The 22,582-nt window shown below is 61.0% G+C and carries 21 protein-coding genes; 11 read left to right on the plus strand and 10 right to left on the minus strand.

The genetic code is table 11. The annotated features are described in order from the left end of the window. Window positions 1-70: 70 nt before the first annotated feature. From OP10G_RS02315 to OP10G_RS02335, 5 genes are all read right to left on the minus strand, one after another. Window positions 71-601 carry a hypothetical protein gene (locus OP10G_RS02315; protein ID WP_025227498.1) on the minus strand — a complete coding sequence of 177 codons (531 nt, stop codon included), beginning with the start codon at window positions 599-601 and terminating at the stop codon, window positions 71-73. Between the two features lie 116 nt (window positions 602-717). After that, on the minus strand, window positions 718-1,209 hold the full coding sequence (locus OP10G_RS02320) for a response regulator (RefSeq protein ID WP_227625039.1): 492 nt from the start codon (window positions 1,207-1,209) through the stop codon (window positions 718-720). Next, window positions 1,124-2,338: an ATP-binding protein gene (locus OP10G_RS02325; RefSeq protein ID WP_052547475.1), complete on the minus strand. Its 1,215-nt coding sequence runs from the start codon at window positions 2,336-2,338 to the stop codon at window positions 1,124-1,126. The genes OP10G_RS02320 and OP10G_RS02325 overlap by 86 nt, the downstream gene beginning before the upstream one ends. Then, window positions 2,310-3,305 (minus strand): tetratricopeptide repeat protein, encoded by a 996-nt coding sequence (locus tag OP10G_RS02330; protein WP_227625040.1) that lies wholly within the window; start codon window positions 3,303-3,305, stop codon window positions 2,310-2,312. The genes OP10G_RS02325 and OP10G_RS02330 overlap by 29 nt, the downstream gene beginning before the upstream one ends. Before the next feature lie 90 nt (window positions 3,306-3,395). Then, window positions 3,396-4,412, minus strand: a complete 1,017-nt coding sequence (locus tag OP10G_RS02335) for an ROK family protein (RefSeq protein ID WP_158409120.1) — start codon at window positions 4,410-4,412, stop codon at window positions 3,396-3,398. A 95-nt stretch (window positions 4,413-4,507) separates the two neighbouring features. Between OP10G_RS02335 and OP10G_RS02340 the strand changes: the two genes are divergently transcribed. From OP10G_RS02340 to bla, 5 genes are all read left to right on the plus strand, one after another. Beyond that, entirely contained in the window at window positions 4,508-5,458 is a 951-nt protein-coding gene (locus OP10G_RS02340) for an AAA family ATPase (RefSeq protein WP_038472380.1), read from the plus strand. Between the two features lie 5 nt (window positions 5,459-5,463). Then, window positions 5,464-6,666, plus strand: a complete 1,203-nt coding sequence (locus OP10G_RS02345) for a DUF58 domain-containing protein (protein WP_025227492.1) — start codon at window positions 5,464-5,466, stop codon at window positions 6,664-6,666. 40 nt (window positions 6,667-6,706) lie between these two features. Then, entirely contained in the window at window positions 6,707-8,776 is a 2,070-nt protein-coding gene (locus tag OP10G_RS02350; protein ID WP_227625041.1) for a DUF4129 domain-containing transglutaminase family protein, read from the plus strand. Further along, window positions 8,773-9,846, plus strand: coding sequence for a DNA polymerase III subunit delta (holA, locus tag OP10G_RS02355; RefSeq protein ID WP_025227490.1), 1,074 nt, complete (start codon window positions 8,773-8,775; stop codon window positions 9,844-9,846). Before OP10G_RS02350 ends, holA begins: the two co-directional genes overlap by 4 nt. Window positions 9,847-9,923: 77 nt before the next feature. After that, complete coding sequence (gene bla, locus OP10G_RS02360; RefSeq protein ID WP_025227489.1) at window positions 9,924-10,907, plus strand: class A beta-lactamase; 984 nt, start codon at window positions 9,924-9,926, stop codon at window positions 10,905-10,907. Window positions 10,908-10,985: 78 nt separating this feature from the next. Here the strand turns inward: bla and OP10G_RS23830 are convergent, their stop codons facing one another. Together OP10G_RS23830 and OP10G_RS02370 are read right to left on the minus strand one after the other, a co-directional pair. Next, the gene (locus tag OP10G_RS23830; RefSeq protein ID WP_025227488.1) at window positions 10,986-11,471 is read right to left on the minus strand and encodes an FHA domain-containing protein; all 486 of its coding nucleotides are present in this window, start codon (window positions 11,469-11,471) and stop codon (window positions 10,986-10,988) included. Next, window positions 11,468-12,958 carry a sodium:solute symporter family protein gene (locus tag OP10G_RS02370; protein ID WP_025227487.1) on the minus strand — a complete coding sequence of 497 codons (1,491 nt, stop codon included), beginning with the start codon at window positions 12,956-12,958 and terminating at the stop codon, window positions 11,468-11,470. Before OP10G_RS02370 ends, OP10G_RS23830 begins: the two co-directional genes overlap by 4 nt. A 180-nt stretch (window positions 12,959-13,138) precedes the next feature. Here OP10G_RS02370 and OP10G_RS02375 point away from each other — a divergent pair, with 180 nt between their 5' ends. Continuing rightward, on the plus strand, window positions 13,139-13,879 hold the full coding sequence (locus tag OP10G_RS02375) for a sugar phosphate isomerase/epimerase family protein (protein WP_025227486.1): 741 nt from the start codon (window positions 13,139-13,141) through the stop codon (window positions 13,877-13,879). A gap of 76 nt (window positions 13,880-13,955) precedes the next feature. Beyond that, window positions 13,956-14,795, plus strand: a complete 840-nt coding sequence (locus tag OP10G_RS02380; protein WP_025227485.1) for a spermine/spermidine synthase domain-containing protein — start codon at window positions 13,956-13,958, stop codon at window positions 14,793-14,795. A 600-nt stretch (window positions 14,796-15,395) separates the two neighbouring features. Here OP10G_RS02380 and OP10G_RS02385 read toward each other — a convergent pair. Next, complete coding sequence (locus tag OP10G_RS02385) at window positions 15,396-16,646, minus strand: cytochrome b N-terminal domain-containing protein (protein ID WP_084178778.1); 1,251 nt, start codon at window positions 16,644-16,646, stop codon at window positions 15,396-15,398. Window positions 16,647-16,693: 47 nt separating this feature from the next. Here OP10G_RS02385 and OP10G_RS02390 point away from each other — a divergent pair, with 47 nt between their 5' ends. From OP10G_RS02390 to OP10G_RS02405, 4 genes are all read left to right on the plus strand, one after another. Then, window positions 16,694-17,950, plus strand: coding sequence for an adenylate/guanylate cyclase domain-containing protein (locus OP10G_RS02390; RefSeq protein ID WP_025227483.1), 1,257 nt, complete (start codon window positions 16,694-16,696; stop codon window positions 17,948-17,950). Window positions 17,951-17,968: 18 nt separating this feature from the next. Next, the gene (locus tag OP10G_RS02395; RefSeq protein WP_025227482.1) at window positions 17,969-18,739 is read left to right on the plus strand and encodes a hypothetical protein; all 771 of its coding nucleotides are present in this window, start codon (window positions 17,969-17,971) and stop codon (window positions 18,737-18,739) included. A 211-nt stretch (window positions 18,740-18,950) separates the two neighbouring features. Then, on the plus strand, window positions 18,951-20,120 hold the full coding sequence (locus OP10G_RS02400; RefSeq protein ID WP_025227481.1) for a radical SAM protein: 1,170 nt from the start codon (window positions 18,951-18,953) through the stop codon (window positions 20,118-20,120). A 47-nt stretch (window positions 20,121-20,167) separates the two neighbouring features. Further along, window positions 20,168-21,700 (plus strand): hypothetical protein, encoded by a 1,533-nt coding sequence (locus OP10G_RS02405; RefSeq protein WP_025227480.1) that lies wholly within the window; start codon window positions 20,168-20,170, stop codon window positions 21,698-21,700. 50 nt (window positions 21,701-21,750) lie between these two features. Here OP10G_RS02405 and OP10G_RS02410 read toward each other — a convergent pair whose 3' ends face one another. Next, complete coding sequence (locus tag OP10G_RS02410; RefSeq protein WP_025227479.1) at window positions 21,751-22,248, minus strand: YajQ family cyclic di-GMP-binding protein; 498 nt, start codon at window positions 22,246-22,248, stop codon at window positions 21,751-21,753. Beyond that, complete coding sequence (locus tag OP10G_RS02415) at window positions 22,248-22,580, minus strand: hypothetical protein (protein ID WP_025227478.1); 333 nt, start codon at window positions 22,578-22,580, stop codon at window positions 22,248-22,250. Before OP10G_RS02415 ends, OP10G_RS02410 begins: the two co-directional genes overlap by 1 nt. Window positions 22,581-22,582 lie beyond the last annotated feature (2 nt).

Raw genomic sequence — 22,582 nt, forward strand, 5'->3', positions numbered from 1 at the left:
AGCGGTCGTTCGTTCTTAGGACAATACAGCCAAGATTTTGCTCCCGTCGATAGGGAAAGGGACTCATTCGTCACGGCTCTTCGTCGGCCTCGATCATCGTCGGTTCCTCCTCCTCGGGTGTCGGATCCCCGCTCTGCACCACCCGAACGATACAGCCTCGCATCTTCGGTTCTATGAACAGATAAACGGTCGTCCGGCCGGCGCGAACGATAGCGCACGCGGCCTGCCAATCGTCGATCACGATGTCGCGAAGCGACCGGCGACGCTCTCCGCGCAACCAATACGACTCGAGGGCGTCCGGAGAGCCGTAGATGACGTTCACCTCCAGGTGGTCGCCAACCGCTCCGACAAGGTTCGAGAGCCGCGTATCCCAGTTCTGGAACGTTGCGTCTTCTTTGAAGAACCGGTTTCCGAACTGCGCGCGCGGGACTCCGAACGACTTCAGGAACAGCTTGTGCATGTGGCTGGGGACAAACGCCTCTTGGAACTCCTCGAACGCCGCGTCGGTCTCGGCCGCATCCATCTTGCGCGGCGTGGCCCAAAGCTTTTTCCAACGATCGACACGGTTGTCAGGGGTAATGGTTTTTGTCGGCTTGGGCATTCCCCAAGTTTAGTCGGTCGGATGGAGTGGTGACTGATCGACTGCTCCTTCGACGACGTTGGGATCGTGCCCCCTTACATCTGCTACCGATACATCCGCGAGCTAGAGGGAATCTCCTAAGCTCGATCCAGCTTCAGTACCCGACCGATCGTTGCTACGATCTCTGATTCTGTGACTGGCTTGGTCAGGAAGTCGTCCATGCCGGCGGCAAGACACGCTTCTCGATCGCTTTGAGACGCATTGGCGGTCATGGCGATAATTGGGATACGAACCCCTTCGGACTCGCCCGCTCGAATCAAACCCGTCGCCTCGAAACCGTCTACGACCGGCATCTGGCAGTCCATGAAAATAAGGTCGTACCGATCTTCACTGGACATCTCCACCGCTTCTTTTCCATCGCCGGCGATCCGCACTTCCATCCCAAGGCCAGAGATTAGGCGGTGGGCCACGATCTGGTTCACCTCGTTATCCTCGGCGACGAGAACCTTCAGGTTCCGGTGCGCCAGGAGATCGCGCCGCACCTCACGGCTCTTCGGGGCGAACCCGACTCCGAGTATTTCCACCAATACCGAATGCAGCTTCTTCCGCTGAATCGGCTTCAGAAGCACACGAACCGCGTGCTCCGCGTCGCTCACCGCATCCCCCAACGGGGTGATCACCAAGACCGGGAGTTGTGGAACCGCTAGGCGCGCGAACCTGCTCCACATCCTTCTTCGGGCAAGCCGCCTCAACGACGATAAGGCTGGGAATCCGCTCGATCTCGTCGAGACGCGAGACCACTTGGACGTCGAAGCCAAAACCGCGCAGGTTTTCCTCCAGCATCGAAAGATCCCGCGGATTTGTGACTGCGAGGACGACGTGACGCTCGATGTTCTTGATGAACGGTGTTTCGTCGAGCGCCGGAGCCCCCCTTGCGAGATCGACCTCAAACCAGAACGTGGATCCCTTCCCGAGCATGCTCGTCAACCCGATGACGCCTCCCATCATCTCGATCAACCTCTTACTGATGGCGAGTCCCAAGCCCGTTCCGCCGAATCGCCGACTTGTCGAGCCGTCCGCCTGAGTGAAGCTCTCAAAAACGGCGACTTGTCGGTCGAGCGGGATTCCGATGCCCGTATCCGAAACTTCGACCCGGATCTTGACCACCTCCTCCGATTCGGAGACCATGGAGACTTTAATGAGGACCTCGCCTTGCTCCGTGAACTTGATAGCGTTCCCCACCAGGTTGACGAGGAGTTGCCGGAGCCGGGTTTGATCGCCGACAAGCCGCGGCGGAAACGCGAACGGAGCCGACACGTTCACCTCGACCCCATTGTCGTGCGCGCGCAAGGCAAGGGCCGCCGCCACCTCGTCGCACATTTGCACGAAGTCGAATTCGGCCGCCTCGAGCGTTAGCTTCCCGGCCTCGATCCTCGAGATGTCGAGCACGTTGCCGATAACGCCGAGCAGCGCGTCGCCCGAAACCCGGATCAGGTTGGCGTATTCGCGCTGCTCCAGACTGAGGTCGGTTTCGAGAAGGAGCGAGGCGATGCCGAGCACCCCGTTTAGGGGAGTGCGAATCTCATGACTGATGTTCGCGAGGAATTCGGTCTTTGCCTGGTTCGCGCTCTCCGCCTGCTCTTTTGCCTCTCGAAGCAGCTCCGATTCGCGCTTTGCGAAGTCGACTTCCTGCCTCAGGAGCGCCGTCCTGATTCCGGCATCGATCTCCTCATTTAACGACTCCTCGACGATAGTCAAGGCAATCCTGAGCATCGCGGCCCGCTTCTTCCGGTAATCCCAACTCTTCGTAAACCTGAGCGAGATGTTTGCAAACGGTTCGGACGATGTTCTTAAGCGAAAGCGATTCGGCAACGGCTTTTGCCCGTTCGAGGCACACTCGCGCCTGCTCCGAATGGCCGAGCTTGAAATACGAGACGCCCAGCTCCTCCATCAGTCCGGCGACGAGGATCTGCCGGCCATGCCGCTCGGCTAGCTCTTCCACCTGCCGCACGATCGCCAGGACGCTGTCGATCTCGCCCGCGTGACTAAGCGCCACCGCCTTATTGCCGAGGAGGAACGCCCGCGATAGTTCCTGGCCAGGATCGGTAAGCGATGCCAACCCTTCGTCGACATAAGGAAGCGATTCGGCATAGCGGCCGAGGTCGTTCAGGCTCGCCGCGATGTTGTTACACATCGAAGATCGTCGGATGTCTGAGAGGTCGTTTCCAAACTCTCCCTTGACAAGCAGCGCATACTCCAGCGCTTTTTCCGGGTTCCGCACCCGACCGAACGAAGCGCTCTGGCTTAGAAGGACCTCCGCGATCTCGTCTCGGGATCCGTAACGGCGGGCGGTGCTTTCCGCCTCGGCCAAATAGGAAAACGCCGTCCGCGGATTCCCAATATGCAGATAGCAGCCGGAGAGGGCCAAGAGCGCCTGGGTCTTCTCGGAGAACGCATTCTCCCGATTACTGAGTTCGAGAGCCAAGTAGCCGGCTTCGATCGCTTCGTTGAGCCTTCCCGCCTCGCGGAGCATAACGCAAAGGTCACTGCTCGCTGCCGCCTCCGCGATCGGATTTCCGCCCGCTCTCGCCGCCTCGATCGCTTCCCGGGTCCGCTCGATGATCCGATCTGGCGATTCGTTCGCGGACGGCGCCGACCGGGGGAGAAACGGCGATAAGGCATCCCGCTCGGTCACCGACGGCGGGTTATCGCTTCCATGCTTCACTGCCTCCACCATCGAGTTTGACCATTATGATGACGCCCAGAGGTGGCCGAACTAGGGTCGAACCTTGCGGTTTTCTCGTTTAAGCGCGCTTTAGGTCCGCGGCTCGAGAGCGAGAGCGGCCCCGCCCAGCATGCCCGCGTCTTCGATCTGTTCGGCGACGACGATTTTGGCGTCGCTGAAGAGCGAGGGAACCGCGACATTCCTCGCCGTCCGGATCGCCGGCTTCAGAAGAAGATCGCCCGCCTTGGCGATTTGACCGCCGATTGCTACGATGTCGGGCGCGAAGATCGCGATGAAGTTGCCGATGCCAACCCCAAGCATTGTGCCTACCTCCTCCCAAACTTCAAGCGAAACCTCGTCGCCCTGCTCCGCCGCCTGCGAGATATGTTTGGGCGTTAGCTTCGAGAGATCCTCACCGACCATGTCGTTCAGGATCGTTTTCCTTCCCCGCCGAATTCGGTGCTGGGCTCGGCGGACGATCGCGTCGCGCTGGCAGTAGCTCTCCAGCGAACCGAATTCGCCTGAATTACACTCAGGCCCCTGATAATTCACCACGGTGTGCCCGAGCTCGGCGCCCCCTTTGTTCCCGCCAAGCAGCACCAACGGCCCCCGGGCGTCGCCTTGAACGGAAATCGGAGCCATCACGACGCCGCCGCCGATGCCGGTTCCGATCGTGAGCATGACCAGGCATTTGGCCGAATTGCGTCCCGTGCCAAACTTGTACTCCCCTAGGGCGGCGAGGTTGGCGTCGTTCCCCATTCGGATGTTGAGTCCCGTCATCTTCGCCAGCGGGTCGCGAACTTCGACGTTCTCCCAGTACTTGAACACCCCGTTGACGTTCTCGCCAAAATTCGGCGCCCACACGATCATTCCCCGCTCGTCGTCGACATGGCCGGGAATCGCGAGCCCCACTTCGGTCGGTTTCACCGCCGCGGTTGCGACCGCCTGCTGGATCGTGGCCGCGATGCTCGCTAAAATTGCCGGGGTTCCCTCTTGCGCCTTCGACGGATTGCTGTAACTTGGACCCGCCTCCGAACCGTCTTCATAGAATGCGCCCGCGCGCACGTTAGTGCCGCCAAGGTCCACGCCGATTACACAACTGCTCACAGGCAGGGATTGTATCAGGACCTGATCATGCGGGTTTTGCGTAGAGTGAAATACGGGGGGAACGCATCTTCGCCCCTACTGCCACGGAGGAAGGATTGACCATAACGGAGATCGCGTCGCACGCCCAGGCCATCATCGATGAAGTCGAGAGAGTCATTGTCGGAAAGAGGGGGACCGTCCGAAAAGCGGTTCTGACCCTGATGTGCGACGGCCACGTCCTGCTAGAGGACATTCCCGGCGTAGGTAAGACAACCTTGGCCAAGGCGCTCGCCAAGAGCATCGGCGGAGACTTCCGACGAATCCAGTTCACTCCGGACCTCCTTCCCTCGGACGTTACCGGCAGCTCGATTTTCAACCAACGAGAGAGCGAGTTCGAATTTCGCCCGGGTCCGGTCTTCGGCAACGTGGTGCTCGTGGACGAAATCAACCGTGCCACTCCCAAGACTCAGTCCGCGCTTCTCGAAGCGATGGAAGAGAAGCAGGTCACCACCGATGGCGAAACCCGCCCGCTTCCCCGTCCGTTTTTCGTCATCGCCACGCAGAACGCCATCGAGATGACCGGTACCTATCCGCTGCCGGAAGCCCAGCTCGATCGATTCTTTTCTCGCCTTTCCCTCGGCTATCCGGAGCGAGATGAGGAGGCCGCGATCCTCGGCCAACAGCAGGTCGCCCATCCGCTGGAGCTAGTGACGGAGGTCGTTTCGATGGCGACGCTTCAGGAGATCCAGACCGCAGTTCGAGACGTCTTCGTGCATGACACGATTCGACACTACATCGTGGACGTAGTCCGCGCCACTCGCGAAAGCAACCAATTTTTGATGGGCGCGTCACCGCGCGGCTCGCTTCACTTGATGCGGGCGGCCCAGGCAAATGCCGCGCTTTCCGGACACGATTTCGTGCGGCCGGACGACGTGAAGGAGATGGCGAGCGCGGTTCTCGGACACCGCGTGCTTCCCCGATCCGAGTTGCGGGCAAAAGGACTCACCACCGAGGAAGTCATCCAGCAGCTCCTCGACCGCGTCTCCGCTCCGGTTCCCGTGGCGTAGCCTTCATGAGAAACGTAGCCGGCTACGCGCTCACGATTTCGGCGGGGTTCATGGCCCTGGTGGCGATCATGCTCGATTCGCCCGCGCTCTTTTATATGAGCACGGCGCTGATCGCTACCATCCTCGCCTGTCGGCTTCAGGCGTGGCTCGCCGTGAAAGGGCTGCGATTCGAGCGCGGCGCGCCGGAGAGCGTTCGGGTCGGCGATCTCGTCACTGTCGACATCACGGTGTGGAGCGACCGTCGGATTCGCCGGCCGTTGGTAACGGTCGTCGACAACCTTCCCAACAACATGCCGGTCGCCGACCGCACCATCTCGCTGCCGATCGCTCCCGCCTTCGATCTCCCGATCGAGACGCAGTACCAGTTCCGCCCTTTGAAACGAGGGCGCTACCGTTGGACCGGCCTATTGGTGGAAGGGACCGACGCCCTTGGCCTCGCTACCCGAATCAAGGAATACGGAACGACGCCGGCGGAGATGACGGTGCTCCCCCGCCCGTTCCCGGTCTCCATCGACATTCCTACCGCCGCGGGTTGGGGGATCAGCGAAGCCGAGAGCGGGCAAACCCGGGGCGCCGGTTTGGAGCCGCGCGGCGTTCGTGAGTATGCGAGCGGCGACTCGCTACGGCACGTCCATTGGCGCTCGACGGCGAAGACCGGCCAACTCCTGGTGAAGGAGTTCGAGGCCGGCACCCATGCTTCGGCCGCGTTTCTCTTCCAGCTCACGAAAGGCTCCGATATCGGAGGCCCGGTGCACAGCACCCTGGAGGCGATGTGCGGGCACGTCGTGTTCCTCGCCGAGATGTTCCTCCGGCAAGGTGCTCACGTTGAATTTCCCCTCTTGGAGACCGGACGATCTTTTGCCTCGCACGGAGAGCGCTCGAACGAGATCTACGAGCTCCTTGCCGGCTTGGAGGCCGACCAGACGACCGCCGTATCCGACGGCGTCGCTGCCGCCGCGGCGGACTTGCCTCCCGGAAGCATTCTGTTCGTGCTCTTATCGGTAAGGGACCCGCGGCTTCCGGCCATGATCACGCATGTGGCAGGCCGCGGACTCGCGGTAGTTCCGCTTCTCTACGATCCTCGACGCCTGGTGGCCGCCGGACGATTCGAGTCCGCGGCGATGCCGGAGTATGTGCAAGCGCTCCGATCCGCCGGCACCCACCCGATTCTTATGCCAACGGAGGCCCCGAATGACGCGGACCGGTGAAAGAGACCTAAGCCGGATCGGCGCTATCGATTACATTTTAATGACGCTGGGCAGTTGCCTCGCCGGCTACTCCGGCGGCATGTCGGCCGGCCTTCCGACCGTCGGCATTTTTGTCGCGGTGGGAATCATCATCGGCGCGGTCGTGAGCTACGCCGTTCGCGTTTCACTCATCCGCAGCCCGGTCATCAAGCTTGACGGCTGGCTCTACACCTGCTGCGTCCTCAGCGCCTTCGCCTTCGGGAATCGGCTCCAGGGGCTTATGCCGGAAGGGGGCTTTCCGATCGACGTCGCCGCGGCGGGCTGGCTCTCCTGGATGCTGATCCTCGGCTCTTTCTTCACCTGGCAAGACACGACGCTCCTGTTCCAGGCGATTCCGTCGATCGCGATGTTCGGGCTTGCCGGCGTTTACGACACGTTCCGCGGCGTCACGTTCGCCTTCTTCGGATTTCTTCTCTGCCTCGCGACTCTCTTCGCCCGCGCCCACCGGCGCTCGATGCTTCGTCAGGCCGCCGACTCGGGTTACTTTACGCGCGGTTTGGCCCCCGGCACCCCCACCCCGTCGGTGGAAACCACACCCGGCCTGGCGTTAAAAATGGAACAAGGCCCTTGGCGCTGGATCGCCGGACCGGGCTGGGCGCTGGCGAGTGCGTTTGCGGTGGTCTTGATCAGTCTCCTGGGCGCTCCCGTCATCAAGGAGTCGATGAAGGCGTCGGGACTTTCCGGCTTCGTGAAGGTGCAAGTGCCCCGAAGTCTTCAGCAGAAGGCGATTCCCCCTGCCGCCGCCAGCGCGATGACCGAGAACCCTGGCGGCAGCGTGAGCATCGCTCAGGGGCAAAACAACCTGACCAGCGATCCGATTTTCGAAGCCAAGATGGACACGAATCGCTACCTACGGATGGCGACGTACGACCTCTATCTATTGCATCGATGGGACAATAACTTCCACGCCACCCAGTTCGAGAAGACCGACGACGTCAACGCGGAATCGCTGGGGCAAATGAGGGTCAACGTAAAGCCGATCGATTTCGAGATTCGCCTGCGACGGCCCGTCCTAAAGTCGGTTCCGGTGCCGGGATTTGTCATGGGATGGAAAGGGGCGCCCCCCGTCATGGATGGTCCGGATGGAAGATCGGTCATCACCGGAATGCCGGAAAACCAAACGTTTAAGGGTCGGTCGCAGGTTATCGACGATTCCGCCAGGCCTCCGACGGAAGCGGTGCACGACCTTCCCCACGTTTTCCAACAAACCATTGCGGGCTCCGAGGGACTCAGCGAGCGAACCAAGGAGCTTGTCCGCCAGGTTACGGCGGGCGCCAAGAACGACTACGAACGGGCCGAGGCGATCCGAAGAGCCGTCGCGGACCGGATCGTTTACAACATCGACGCCGATGCGGTGCCGAGCGATAAAGACCCGGTGGACTACGTTCTCTTCGAAAAGAACGAAGGGTACTGCGACGTATACGCGACCTGCATGACGATGCTGGCGCGAGCCGCCGGGATCCCTGCTCGATACGTGATCGGCTACCTTCCGGAAGCCGCCAACGTGGACGCGGCCGGCAACTATGTCGTGCTCGATTCCGACCTCCACGCCTGGTCGGAGTTGTTCTTCAAGGACTATGGCTGGGTCATTTTCGATGCGACCGACGGAGCCCGGGCCGTTCCCGGACATGAGAGAGGAAAGGCAAACAAGGCTCCTCCGTTACTAGAAAGGGCTTGGGTCCGGGCGGCGCTCGATATCACGATGGCGGTGCTTGCGCTGGGGGGCTTAGCCCTGATTCTACGTTCCATGGGGATGCGGCAACGATCCCGAACTCCTCGAAAGGATCTGGAACGGGAGTACGTCCACTTCACCCGTTTATTGGAGCGGACCGGAAGGACGCGAAGGGAGATGAGCCGGACGCCGGACGAGTTCTTGGCGCTCGTTCGCCCGCGCCTCGGTACGGCGGCCGATGCCGCGGCGGAAATCAATCGGCGGTTCGTACGGTTGATGTTTTCGCCCGTGGGCGCGACCGAGGAAGACGTCGTGCGGATGCGAGCAGATCTGCGAAACTTAGGACAGATGCTTCGTAACGTTCCCCCTCCCCCGAAGGAGCGCACCCGTCGTCCATGAGCACCTATGAAAAAGCGCTCCGCTCCCGTGTGATCCTCGTTGCCGGAGATGAGGATGTGTTGCGCCGGGAGGCGCTCACCGGCCTGCTGGGCGAAGCCGCAGTCCTGCCAGACGATTTCGATCTGGAAACGTTCGCCGGGGACGCCTCGAATCCGGGTGACTGGGCCGCTTCGGCCGGCACCTCCCCATTTCTCGCCGATCGCCGGACCGTCGTGGTTCGACACCTCCTCCGTTGCGACGTGGACCGGCTCAAGGGTACCGATTTATCTAAGCTTCCCCCATCAAGCCTACTCATTCTTGTTGCAGACGACGAAGGTGGCTCGGACGACCGCATTCAAAAAGCCAAAACCCAACGCAAAGCATGGGAGAAAGTCGTCAATGCCGCGGGAGGTTCGATCGTCGCTTGTGACGCAAACCCCAAAACCGTTCGAGATAACGTCAAGAAGCGGGCCACATCTTTAGGCAAATTGATGAGCGACAAGGCGATCGACACGCTCGTCGAAATGACCGGCGGCAGCCTCAGCCGGGCGCTGGACGAAATGGAGAAGATCGTCCTCTTCACCACGGGGCAGGAGCAGATCCGGGAGTCGGACGTTAGGAGCGTCGTCGTTCCGTCCCGCGACTGGAACGTTTTTAAGATGGTCGATGCGATCCTTGCCGGAGATGTGGCGGAGGCGCTCCGGCAGCTCCGAACTCTGGTCGGATCGGCGACGAAGGCGGAGGACGCCGCTTTCTCCAGGATTTTGCCGACCGTCAACCGCTCGCTTCGGCTGCTTTGGCAGGGACGGCTCTGCATCGACGCCGGCTGTTCACCAAGCAATGCCCCCGAAACCGTCCGAGCGATGTTCCCCGACCGCCCAAATCTAAGTGCCGAACAGCCTTATCGGCAGGGGCTCGTAATGACCACCGCCCGACGAATCACATTGGCCCGCCTGGAAAGATGCTTCGCCATCCTCGCCGACACCGATGCCCGCCTCAAAGGGGCTTTGGATGGGTTCAGTGGCATCGAAACCCTGGAGCGGATGGTGCTCGAAATGGCCGAGGCGACGGCCCCCCGCCGCGCCGCCTAGCTGCAACCCTCGTGCGCCCAAATCGCGCGTTCGTGAGAATGTGCTCCTTCGGCGTATCCTGAACGGCAAACTTTCCTATGTCTATCGTTCCCCTCTTTTTCGGCTTGCTCCTGAAGAGCCAAGCGCTCGACGTTCAGTTGATTCGCGGGCGCGTCCAAGCCCTCGAAGCCGGTTTACGACACGGCAGCATCGGCGTTGCGGTAACCGACTTGCGGACGGGAGAGTCGTGGGCGTATCACGGTGACTCGCGGTTTCCGATGCAATCGGTATTTAAGCTCCCCCTCGGAATTGCGGTCTTGGATGCGGTGGATCGCCGTGAGCATTCGCTAGATACACGTATCATGGTGGGCTGGCAGCATCTCAGTGTGCCGATGAGCGTTATCAACGATCGCTTTAGCGGCCACGCTCGGCCTTATTCGGTGGCGGAACTGCTAGAGCTTGCCGTGGGGGTTAGCGACAATACCGCTGCCGACCTCCTTCTTAGTATGATGGGCGGTCCGCAAAAGGTGACGGCGAGGCTGAAGAGAATGGGAATCAATGGCATCCGCGTCGACCGATTCGAGCGTCAACTTCAAGTTGAGAACGTCGGCCTCCCCGGCTTCAACCCAGAGTTGACTTCCGAGGGCGGTTTTCTAAAGGCGCTAAGTCGGGTGCCGGGTGATCGGGCCGAGGCGGCGATGAAGAAATACTTGGCCGACCCTCGAGACACCGCGACCCCGAACGGGATGGTGGATCTGCTGGCCGGATTGCAACGCGGCCGGTTTTTGTCGCCCGCATCCCGAGAGCGGCTGTTGAGGATCATGACCGCCTCGACGACCGGCCCTAACCGGCTGAAGGCAGGCTTACCGAAAGGTTCGACGCTCGCTCACAAAACCGGAACCGGGCGCGAGATCCTCGGCATCTGCGGGGCGATTAACGATGTCGGAATCGCGACGCTACCCGGAGGGCGAAAGCTCGCCATCGCCGTCTTCCTCTCGGGTACCTCGGGGACGAAGACAACCCGTGAGAGGATCATCGCCAACGTCGCCCGGGCCGTTACCGACTCCACCGGACGCATCTAGCATCTTTAGGAGTGCGCGAAGCTCTTCGCCCCAAACGACATCCCTCCAGAAACTTTCTGGAGGGATCCATCGCTGAAACTAGTCGGCCGTTCCCGCCGCACTCGCCGGAGTTAGATGAAACACGAACCGGGCATTACCAAGCGCGACTTCCTGGCCGTCGCGCAGATCGGCCGTCTCAACCCGCTCGAAGTCGTCGTTCAACACGAATGTTCCGTTGCTCGAGCCGAGGTCGGTAACGCGCCACACGCCATCCTCGTACGTGAACTTCGCGTGTTTGCGCGAAACATAGGACCCTTCCGGCAGCGAGCCAAGGTCGACGTCGATCGGGCCTACTGCCGGATCGAAGCGGCCCGCAATCGACGGCGGGTTCAGCGGGAACTCGATGTCGGTCTCCGCGCCACTCCGTTTAAGGACGAGCTTCGCGAAGCCCCCCTGCGGAGTTGGAAGGTCCGCGTAGTGGGAAGTTGAGCCATCGCTGGCGGCATCGGTCTGCGGTTGATCCGCGATCGCGGCGTGATCGTCAGTGGCCATCGCCGTCCCATTGTTCTGAACATCGTCCGTCATGCTTTACCTTTCCTCCTGCCTATGGCCTCACCGAGGCCGAGAACTAGCGCCGAGATTACCAACCCCGGAAGCAGCGTGCCAACGCTAAATGTAAAAGCATTCGCTTGCTGCGACTCCGGGATCGGCGGCAGTGCAAATTTCCACCCGTCGCCAATCCGTATCCATGCGACCTCTTGAAAGAGGTTTTTCGTTCGCTGAGTGTAAAAGAGCCAGCCGAAAGACACCCCAAAAGCAATAATCATGGAGGTGACGACCGAGCTTGGGCTAAATCGCTCCCGTTTTCCATAGGCGGCGGCGACCGGGATGAGCATCGCCCCAATCACGCACCCGCTCCATGCGTACCAGAGCGCGACGACGCTCTGGATCTGCCATGCGAGCGCGATCGCGGCGAGACAAACAATTACGAATCCGGCTCGCGTCCAATTCTTAATCTCTTTGTCCGTGAGACTTGAAATGCGGCCGACGATCTCCCGTCCGAAGCTTGCGCCACCTACGAGCGTGTAGCCAACCATCGCCGAGGTGATCGTGCCCAGCATTCCGCACAGGAAAACGGCCTTGAGCCCAGGTGGCAGAACGAGTTGTCCGAGTTCGGGGAAGATGGCGAGGGTGTCGGTGGGGAGCGGCTTCAGCAGCGCCAGGGCGTACATGCCGGTTGTGATCGACAGAACGTCGAATAGGAACCAGAAACCTACGGAGACAAGAACCCCTTTGCGGCCGGTGTCGGGACTCGCGGCGCTCGCAACCCTTTGGTGAAAGCCAGGGTCGACCAAGGTCCAGGCTCCGAGAATGAAGAACGAGACGATTGCGGGCCAAGCCTGACCGCCGGTAAAGGTCAAGAGCTTCTTATCTTCGATGGTGGCAAATGTGGCTGCGGGCGGGTGGTGAATGAGACACCAACCAACGATGACGCCGAATCCCACGTACATCATCAGAAACGCCAGGATGCCCGCGCGGACGTCGGCAAGCAACCCGCCCTTGTACAGGAACAGAGTTCCGGCGATCGTGGCGACGACGATTGAAAGCTCTTTGCCCCATCCGGTGAACTGTTGAACGAGTACGCCCAGCATCAGAACATGGGCGGCCGGTACGGCGAGGAGAAAAACGAGAATGGCGGCGGTAAGGCCTGCATTCTTTCCCCACCGGGAAGCGATCCGCTCGGGCAGCGAGATCTGCTCCGCCCCCCGAACCTTTGGCGCCAGCCAAAAAGCGTAGATAAGGGCGAAAACGTAGTACGGGATGCCGATGAGAAGCCATGTTCCGAAGCCGTAGTAGCTCACCGACTCGCCGACACCCAGGATGCCGCCGTACCAGGTGCTGACGAGGGTGGCGACGAATACCGGCAACGTAAGCGTTCGTCCGGCGGCGAGGAATTGAAGTACCGAGCTTTCCCGCACTCGCGCGCTGAAGCCGAGCGCAAGGATCGCCCCGACGAAGAGTACGACCACGACGATGTCGAGCGGGCTCAGAGTCAGCGTGGCGATCGGCATCGTGTTGATTGTGTCTTACTGGCTCGGATTGAGGGCTCGGGTAGGCGCTTTCACCAGGTTTGAATTCAGGGGCGGGCCGCCCCTGAGACCCACGGGCGAGCCGCCAGTGCCACTCGAAAAACGGGAGGCCGGTCTGGAGACCAGCGGTCCGGGAGAGGGATTGGATAATCTGAAACCCTCATGTCGATCCCGATTGCGCTTCAGATCTATTCCGTCCGTCAAGACGCCGAAAAGGACCTTTTCGGTGTGCTGAAAGAGGTGGCTCGGATGGGCTACGCCGGCGTCGAGTTCGCCGGCTACTACGGCCACGACGCCGCCGAGATCCGGAAGGTGCTGGACGACCTCGGGCTGAAGGCGGAGGGGACGCATACCGGCATCCATGAGCTTTCGGACGACCGAATCGGGGCAACGATCGACGTGCACCACGCCTTGGGGGCGAACTTCGTGATCGTGCCCTGGCTGCCCGAAGACGCTCGGAACTCGGTTGACGCTTGCAAGGCCACGGGCGACAAGCTTACGGCGATCTCCGAGAAGCTCCGCGGGGCCGGCCTGCGAGCCGGTTTCCATGCCCACGAGGGGGATATGCACCCGATCGACGGGGGGAAAAGCGCCTGGTATCTGTTGGCCGACGCGACCCCGGCCGACTTCATCATGCAGTACGACACCTCGAACGGCATGGCCGGCGGCGCCGATCCGGTCCAACCTATTCTCGATCTGCCCGGCCGAAGCGCTTCGGTTCACCTAAAGGAAGCGAACGACCTGATCATCGGCGAAGGCCCGATCCCTTGGGATGGCGTCTTCAAAGCCTCCGAAGGAGTTGGCGGCGTCGAGTGGTACGTCGTCGAGCACGAAGCCCCCACTGGCAACGCCATGCAGTCCGTCGAGCTCTGCCTCGCCAGCCTGCGCCGAATGGGTAAGTAGCGACCGGACTTCGTAGCACGGGGGCCCAGCGTTCGAGCCCGACCCTAAAGCTCCGACAGATGGGTACCTTCAAGGAATGACAGAGTCAACTCACCTCCGCATCCCGATTCGTAGCGACAAGCTAGGTTTGGATGTGGAGGTTCGGGCGCTGGTGGCGAGCGTCGAGACGGAATTTCAGCGGGTCGATATCGTCGATACCGATGTGTTCGGCCGTGTGCTCTTGCTCGACGGGCATGTTCAGCTTTCATCCATGGACGAGCGCGCGTATCACGAGTCGCTCGTTCAGATTCCGCTTCTAAACCTTTCCAATCCGAAGAACGCGCTGGTCGTGGGCGGAGGGGATGGCGGCGTCATTCGCGAGCTTTGCCGCCATGTCAGCCTGGAGCACATCGACATCGCGGAGATCGACGCGGGTGTCGTCGAGGCTTGCCGGACGTTCATGCCCGAACTCAGCGCAGGTGCGTTCGACGACCCCCGCGTTCACCTTCACATCACGGACGCTTTCGATTTCGTGAAGCGCTCTTCGCGAAAGTACGACCTGATCGTGGTCGACAGCACCGACGTCTACGAGGACGAAGAAGGGGCGCTCAGTGAGCAGCTCTTCACCGACACGTTCTACAAAGATTGTCGGAACGCCCTGGCTGCCGACGGGATTGTGGTGACGCAGGCCGACAACCTCGTCTTCTGTCCCTACTCCCTTGAGCACATCGCGGCGATGTTCGGAAAGGTCTTCCCTCATGTCGGCTCCTACCAAGCCATCGTCCCTTCGTTCGGAGGGTTTTCGGGTTTTTGCTATGGCTCGAATGGCCGCGGGCTGAAGTCGCGGTTCGCTGAGTTGGCCCCATCCCCGATCAACTCAGTGTATTTGAACGAGGCGACGTACAATCTGGCCTTCACCCCATTGCGGTTTGGATGAGGCTATGGCGCACCTACGTGCGCCTGGGAAGATCGCCCTTACAGAGGGTGGGCCATTGTGTTCGGAGTTTTCTTGAGCGCCTAAGGATGTGAGGAGTGGACTTTTGGCGTTTCGGACCGGAGTCCCTCTCCCCCGGTTCACCTTCGTTCCTCAGGTTCACCGACCCCTCTCGCGAGCGGAGAGGGATAGGACGTTGTGGCGTTTGAGTCGGTCGGGGCTTCGATTCTTTTGCGGGTCCAGAACTGAACGTCACAATGGCCCACCCTCTGTCAGGGCTCGGGTGCCCCTCGTCTCATTCCAGGGCTGCGCCCTTCGCTTTAGATGGTCGCCCGTACCGGGCTAAATGCGCGACGTTGCATCGGCTCCCAGCCGATGAACCCTCGCCGACCGCCCTCAGATCCCTCCCCACCCGCCGTCGGGCAGGGTCCCGCGTCAGCGGGGCTTCCCGTTCCGAGAAACGTGTAGGGGATGCCCGGCCGGTGGCCGGACCCTGCCCGACGGCGCGTCGGGAGGGATCAATAGCAACCAGACTTCGTTCAGACGGCCCCTGGAGGTTTGCGACTGCACCCAGCCGACGACCGGATACCCGCAGTCCCAATCCTATGGCTTTGGAGAGCGAAGATATTCGGCTAATTCGTGAAGCTCGACGTCCGTTAGCTTGGGAAATGCCGGCATGGTGGAGTCGGGCTTCACGGACTGCGGGTTGTGGATATAGCGGACGTAGTAGTCGGAGTCGTTGTGGCGTTGCCAGGATTTCGTCAGCGTCGGTCCGCCGCTTCCCGAGGCGCCGTCTTTGCCGTGGCAATCCGCGCAACCCACTTTGTTGAATGCCGCCCGGCCGCGCTCGGCCATCGCCTTGTCGATATTCGTCGCCGGTTGCCCACTGCCGGACGCGTTCGCCACCGGATCGCGAGTGCCTGTGAGAGGGGCGAACGAACCGGCGAACCCAAGCGCCCCCACGATCAATAGGAGCCCGGCACCCGCCAGAATCCCGCGCACCCAGGCGAGCGAGATCCGTTTCCCGATGAACGGGAGCAGGAAAAGGAATCCGACTAAAAGGCCGGGAAGCAAGATCGCCCCGATCCACCCGGCGCTACTCGACGCACGCTCAAACAGCCGCATCGCGCCATGCAGCGGCCACACATACCAGCTCACCTTGTCGGCAAACGCATCGAAATCGGCTGGAGTAGCGATCGATCCAAAGGGCGAGGGAACCGCGAAAGCCAACGACGCCGCGAGGGCGGCGGGAAGAATCAAGAGGATGCGGGCGGGCGAACTCTCCCGCGGCCGCCCGGCAAACCAAATTGCAGGTGCTATGAGTGCCAGGACCGGTACAGCCAAGTGGTGAAGCGAATACCAGATCCCGAGCGTTCCCTCGTTGAAACCGTTGCCGCCGAGCATCGCTTTCGCCATCGAAGGACCCACGACTGGCGCACGAGCCGCGATGCCGGCCTCGATCGCGGCCGTCTGAACGCCGTGGCGATCGTAAGGGAGAAGATTGCCGGTTAATTGGAAGCCGAGCGCCGCCAACAAAATGAGGAGCGAGCCGATGTACCTTCGCCCGTTAGGTGGCCGGAAGTCCCCGAGCCAGGTTGACGCCGCCACATGAAGTGCGGCCTGTAGGATCAGCAGCGCGCTTCCCCAGTAATGGAATCCCTGGAGAAAACGGAGCCCCCCTCCGGAGTGCATCGCCGCCACATCCGAATGGGCCAGCGCGGGCTGACCATGATAGGCAAACGAGAGAACCAGCCCCGCAAAGAGCTGTAAAACGAGGTGGAGAGCCAGTCCGGCCCCCGAACTCCAAAGCAACCGATCGGTTCGAGCCGTCGTACCCTCCATGGATCTTCGCATCAGTCTACAAGAGACGCGGTGGGGCCTCGGGAAGTACAATCGATTTTTTGGAAGGAACCTTGCGGCAACGGCACACGAAACTGGACGAAAGCAAGCTGGGCGAAGATAGCGTCGACCAGATGATCGTCCTTGCCGAGCGACTGCGCGAAGCGAGTGGCGGCGAAATTGACGAGTCCGCGATTCAGGCCGTGGCCGAGGCGACCGGGGCTCCGCTCGAATATGTCCGCCTCGCGGTCAAGCTTCGAACCGAGAAAGAAAAGCACGGATTTCTAGCGACCGTCCGCTCTCAGTTTTTCACCCTCGAGCCGCAAACCCGCCGCTTCGTGATAGCCGGTTTGACCGCCTCCGGGTGCGCGCTGCTAATCGACATCGAAAAACGGATTGCGCTGAGCACCGGTCAGCCTTTCAATCGAGTTTTCTCCATGCTGGCGCTCTGCCTTGCCGGCGTCGGTCTTTATAACATCGGCATCTCCCGGGACACTCGGCAGGCGGCAATCTCCGGCGCCATCTTCGGCGCCGGTTACTGCCTAATGCAGTCAGTGTTTGGTTTGCTCCTTGGATTGCGTATGTACAGTCCGCCGGAGCTGATGGTGGTGATGGCCATCGCCGGAGCCGTAATGGGCGCGGCGATCCAGAAGATCGTCGAGCGTAATCGAGAAAAGCTTGGCCTAAAGGACCCGGTCCAAGAACGACAAGAGCTCCTCCGCCAGCTCCACCACTTGCGCGAAAAGCTCCACACCGGCGAGCAGAGCCTCACGTTTGTAAGCGTCGACATCGTCGGTTCGACACGGCTCAAGCAGCAGGCGGATCCGCTGGCCGTCGAGTACACCTTCAACGAGTATCTGCACTTCGTCGAGCGGGTCACCACCCGGTACGGAGGCCGAGTCCATTCCACGGCCGGCGACGGCGTGATCAGTGCGTTCGATAGCCCAAGTCAGGCTTTCTTGGCCGCCAAAAATATCCAGACCGAGATCTTGGAGCTCAACACCTTCCGAAATAAGATCGGTTCGCCCATCGTTCTGCGATGCGGAATGCACACTGGCACCGTGGTTACCCCTGAAGCGGGGGACGTGACGAGCCTGAACTTCGCCGATGTGATCGACATCGCCTCCCATCTCCAGAAAGTGGCCCCTCCCGGAGGAATCGCGGTGAGCGATATGACCGCGCATCACCTGCCCGGTGGCCCCGACTCGGTGGGAACGACTCGGGTGGAGGCGCACGACACGCGTGGCGTGGTGTGGTCTCCTCGCACCTCCTTAACTGCCGCATCGCTTAACGCCCCGCCGTTACCTAACCAGGCTTAGGCGCGTCCGAAGGTTTACATGGAAACCTCGCAACGACGCGTGTTTTTCCAGGAAGAGGCCTTCCAACGCGCCTGGTCCGATCCGGGACCTCGGCGGCGCTGGTTTGGTCGCGTCCATCCACGTCCGGAAGCGCTGACGGAGGCCGCCCATTTCCTTGCCGGCGCTTTGGTGCGGGAAGATTTCCACCTATTCCACAACGGAGGGGTGCCTCTGCTGGAGAGGCGGACTGGCGATCTCGTGGAGGAGATCATCCTTCGCCCCGCGCCACATTACGACGGGCTGCCGTACCTCCCGATCACCGTTCAGCTTCACCTAAGCCACACCCGTCTTGCCACGGTTCGACGGCAATATTGGCGGCGGGGAGGGCTGGCTCCGCACGTGGTGGCAACGGGAAACCTGGGGCAGCTCGAATTACCGCCGTGCTGGGTGATCTGGCATCTCGGCACGGACACTCAGATCCTTCGCGGCCTCGTCGACTGGACGGAACGGCTAGCGATCCCCTGGTTCGGAGGCTTCCACCACGCGATCGAACTGCACGGACGCCTCGCCGACGGCTGCGTTCCCTTGGTCCGTACCGACACCGCTTTGGAGCTGATGCTTGCCCACTACGGCGCCATCGAAGCGTCGGTATTTCTGGAGCGCAGTCTACGGAGCGAACGAGGCCTAGAAAGCGCGGTGATGGCCGAGATCCAGCGCATCCGCGCCAATCGAGCCCCCCTCGGATTCGAGGACGACGTAGTACACAACCTCGCCGTAGTCGCCTCGAGCTTCAAGTTGTTGGGCAGCTAACCGTGGCACGGGCTTCCAGCCCGTGTGTCTCACGACCATCCTGATCGTGTAAACGTAGCATCGGCTCCCAGCCGATGAACCTGCGACCCTTCGGGTCATGAGCATCCGCCAAGGGCAGGATGCTCTTGGGACCCACTGGCTAGAAGCCAGTGCCACGTCCTCGCTGTAACTTTCAACAATCAGTGAAAGAAGCGGGTACAATGAACGCGTCATGGCTCTTACGCCCGATCGGGTTCTTGGCGCAGAACTGCTTCCTCTGTACGAAAAAGTACAAAACCAAGAGCGGCTAAGCCGCGAGGATGGGCTGCTGCTTTGCACGACGCCGAACCTCACCGGGGTCGGCTACCTCGCGAACATCGTACGAGAGCGCAAGCACGGAGCGAAGACGTATTACGTGCGCAACCAGCACGTCAACTACACGAACATCTGCAACAAGTTCTGTAAGTTCTGCTCGTTCTATGCCAAGAAGGGGGGCCCCGCCCCCTACCAGATGAGCTTGGCGGAAGTGCGCGAGCGGCTCGAGCGCCACCGCGACGTTCCGCTCACCGAGATCCACATGGTCGGCGGCATCAACCCGCGCCTACCGTATTCGTACTATCTCGACCTCGTCCGAACCGTAAAGGAGGTCCGCCCCGGTGTTCACGTCAAAGCGTTCACCGCCGTGGAGATCGTGGAAATCGCCCGGCAGGGGAAGGTGACCGTGGACCAAGCGCTCGCCGACCTTATCGAAGCCGGCCTCGACTCACTGCCCGGCGGCGGCATCGAAATACTGAGCGACCGCGTGCATAGCGAGCTCTTCGGCAAGAAGCTGAACGGCGAAGAGTGGAAGGACGTCGCCCGCGCCGCCGCGAAACTCGGCCTGAAGCAGTACGCCACGATGCTCTACGGCCACATCGAGACCGATGAGGAGCGCGTCGACCACCTTATCCAGATCCGGGAGTTGCAAGACGAGACGGGCCACTTCCTCACCATGACTCCCCTCAGCTTCCATCCGGAGGCGACCGAGCTCGAGCATATCGCCGGGCCGACCGGCGACGATGACCTGCGAAACATCGCGGTTAGCCGGTTGATGCTCGATAATTTCGATCACATCAAGAGTTTCTGGATCATGAACACGGTGCCGATCACGCAGATGGCGCTGTGGTACGGCGCGGACGACGCCGACGGGTTGGTGCAGGAATACGAGATCACCTACAAGGCGGGCGAGTTCGGCAACAAGCGGCAATACTTGACTGCCGAAAACATGATCCGCATGATTCAGGAAGCCGGTCGAATTCCGGTAGAACGCGACTCCCTGTATCACGAAATCACCAGCGACCAGCTCGAAAGCACCGTTCGTGCGCCTCGAAGTTTGACCGCTCTTCCGATGGCTGCCGTTTAAGAGAAACGATTACTTGACGGGAAGTCTCCGGCGGGTTATAACGGGCTGTGCGTTTTGTCTCTATCTTTGCCCTTTCGTCGGCCGCTCTAGCGGCATGCGTCGTCGCTACCGGTTGCGGAAATGGCGGCGGGATCAACTACCTCTCCGCCGGATGGAAATCGTACGGCGGCAATCCTCAGCACACCGCGATGTCTCACGATGGGACTCAGCCGCTGAAGCGGGTTCTCTGGTCGGCGCCGATCGACCTCAATCCGCAGTATTCCGGCTCGTCGCTGCTGATCCACTACGGCTGCCCGCTGATCAGCGCGCTCGACACGGTCGTCCTAACCGTCAAGACCGGCGCCGCCGGCGGCTTCCGCGTAGAAGGGCGGGAGTTGAAGACCGGAAAGGTGAAATGGACCGAAGACACGGACTACATCCTGCCGAACCATAACTGGACTCCGCCGGTCGGATCGGCGATCGTGGGCATCATGGGCTTGGTCACCCCGGCGGGAGGCGGCACCCTCATGTATCGCGCTTCGGTGGACGAGAAGCAGTCGATGGTGAGTCGAATGTCGTTCTACGGTACATCGCTATACGAGGCGCACAAGGACGAGTTCGACCAGAACGTCCGCATCTGCACCCCGATCACGGTGGACGAGGCGGGAAGCATCTACTTCGGCTTCAAGGTGTACGGACCGAATGCGGCCAATCTCACCAGCGGATACGCGAAGATCAACAGCGCGGGCAAAGGCTCCTGGGTGAGCGCCCAGACCCTTTCCGGCGACGAGAACGCGCCCCAAGCGGCGATGAACTGCGCGCCCGCCATCAGCAACGACGGCAAAATCATGTACGTCGCGGTAAACAATGGCGGCTTCAGCGGAGGCTATCTCGTGTCGGTCGACACCGCGACGATGAAGATGAAGAACCGGGTGAGACTGGTCGACCCGAAGAGCGGTAATCCTTCGATCGTTCCCGACGACGGCACTGCGACCCCGATGGTCGGCCCGGACGGCGACGTTTACTACGGCGTCCTTGAGAATCCGTTCGGTGAGAACCACTTCCGCGGCTTCCTCCAGCACTTCGACAAGACCCTGAACGTTACGAAGACACCGGGCGCATTCGGCTGGGACGACACTCCCTCCGTGGTGCCGAGTTCCGCCGTGAAGGCTTACCACGGCACGTCCAAGTACCTCATCTTGGCCAAGTACAACAACTATGCCGGCGCTGGCGGCGACGGAGCGAACCGAGTTGCGATCCTCGACCCGAATGCGTCGGCCGTCGAGTCGATCTCCGGGGTGACGACCATGAAGGAAGTGATTTCGGTCCTGGGCGCCACCAAAGACAGCGAGTTCCCGAACAGTCCGAACGCAGTTCGCGAGTGGTGCATCAATACCGCCGCGATCGACGTGAAAGGGCGAGCGGCGATCGTCAACAACGAGGACGGCAAGTGTTACCGCTGGAACTTCGACACGAACACGTTGTCGGAGACGATGCGGCTCACGAGCGGCGTCGGTGAGGCCTACACCCCCACCATCGTGTCGCGACACGGCGAAAGCTTCGCCATCAACAACGCCCGCGTCTACGTACTCGGAAGGTAGCAAAAAGAAAAACCCCGCGCGGCCCTTGGCCGCGCGGGGTTTTTTTTTGCTTAGCGGAAGTTGACGAAGTCGACCGGGAAGTCCAGGTCGAGCCCCTTTACGAACGCCATCGCCTTTTGAAGGTCGTCCTTCGATTTGCTGCTGACGCGAACTTCCTCGCCTTGAATCTGCGACTGAACCTTCAGCGCTTTGTTATCGCGGATCTGCTTGGTCAAGGCCTTCGCCTTGTCCTGCTCGATCCCCTGCTTGAGGTTGAGCTTGCACTTGACGCTGATGCCGGCCCCTGGCTCGATCTTGCCCCACTCGATGCTGCGAGCATCGATCCCGCGCTTGATGAGCTTGCTGAAGACGATGTCCTGAAGCTGCTGCATCCGGAACTCGTCGTCGGCGATCAACGAAACATCGTCCTTGTCGTGGACGATCTCACATTTGGTCCCCTTGAGATCGTATCGATTGGCCAGTTCTTTCTCGGCCTGGCCGATCGCGTTCTTGACCTCCATCTTGTCAGCGCGCGAAACGATGTCGAAGCTAAACTCGGTGACCGCCATTAAGCTTTCTCCAAGTCCGTGCCTTGCACGAGAACGACGTAGTTCGCGGTGAACTCCATCTCCTCTTTGGTGAGCTGCTTTTTCTGCTCTTCGGAGGTATCGCGTTGGAAGCGGTCGCGCATGCGCTGGTTCGCCTGCTCGTGTACCTGCTTGGTTACCGGGGTCATGCTGTCGGGGTCGACGCGCACCGCTACCTCGTTGTGCTCATAGACGTTCTGAATCGTCCCTACGAGCCCCACCATGTGGTCGTAGTACCGATTCTTCTTTCGGTCTTCATCGGTGACGGGACGCGACACCACGCGCACACGGTCGCCCTCTTTCCATTTCGACATAA

This window comes from Fimbriimonas ginsengisoli Gsoil 348, from assembly GCF_000724625.1.
Taxonomy (GTDB): Bacteria; Armatimonadota; Fimbriimonadia; order Fimbriimonadales; family Fimbriimonadaceae; genus Fimbriimonas; species Fimbriimonas ginsengisoli.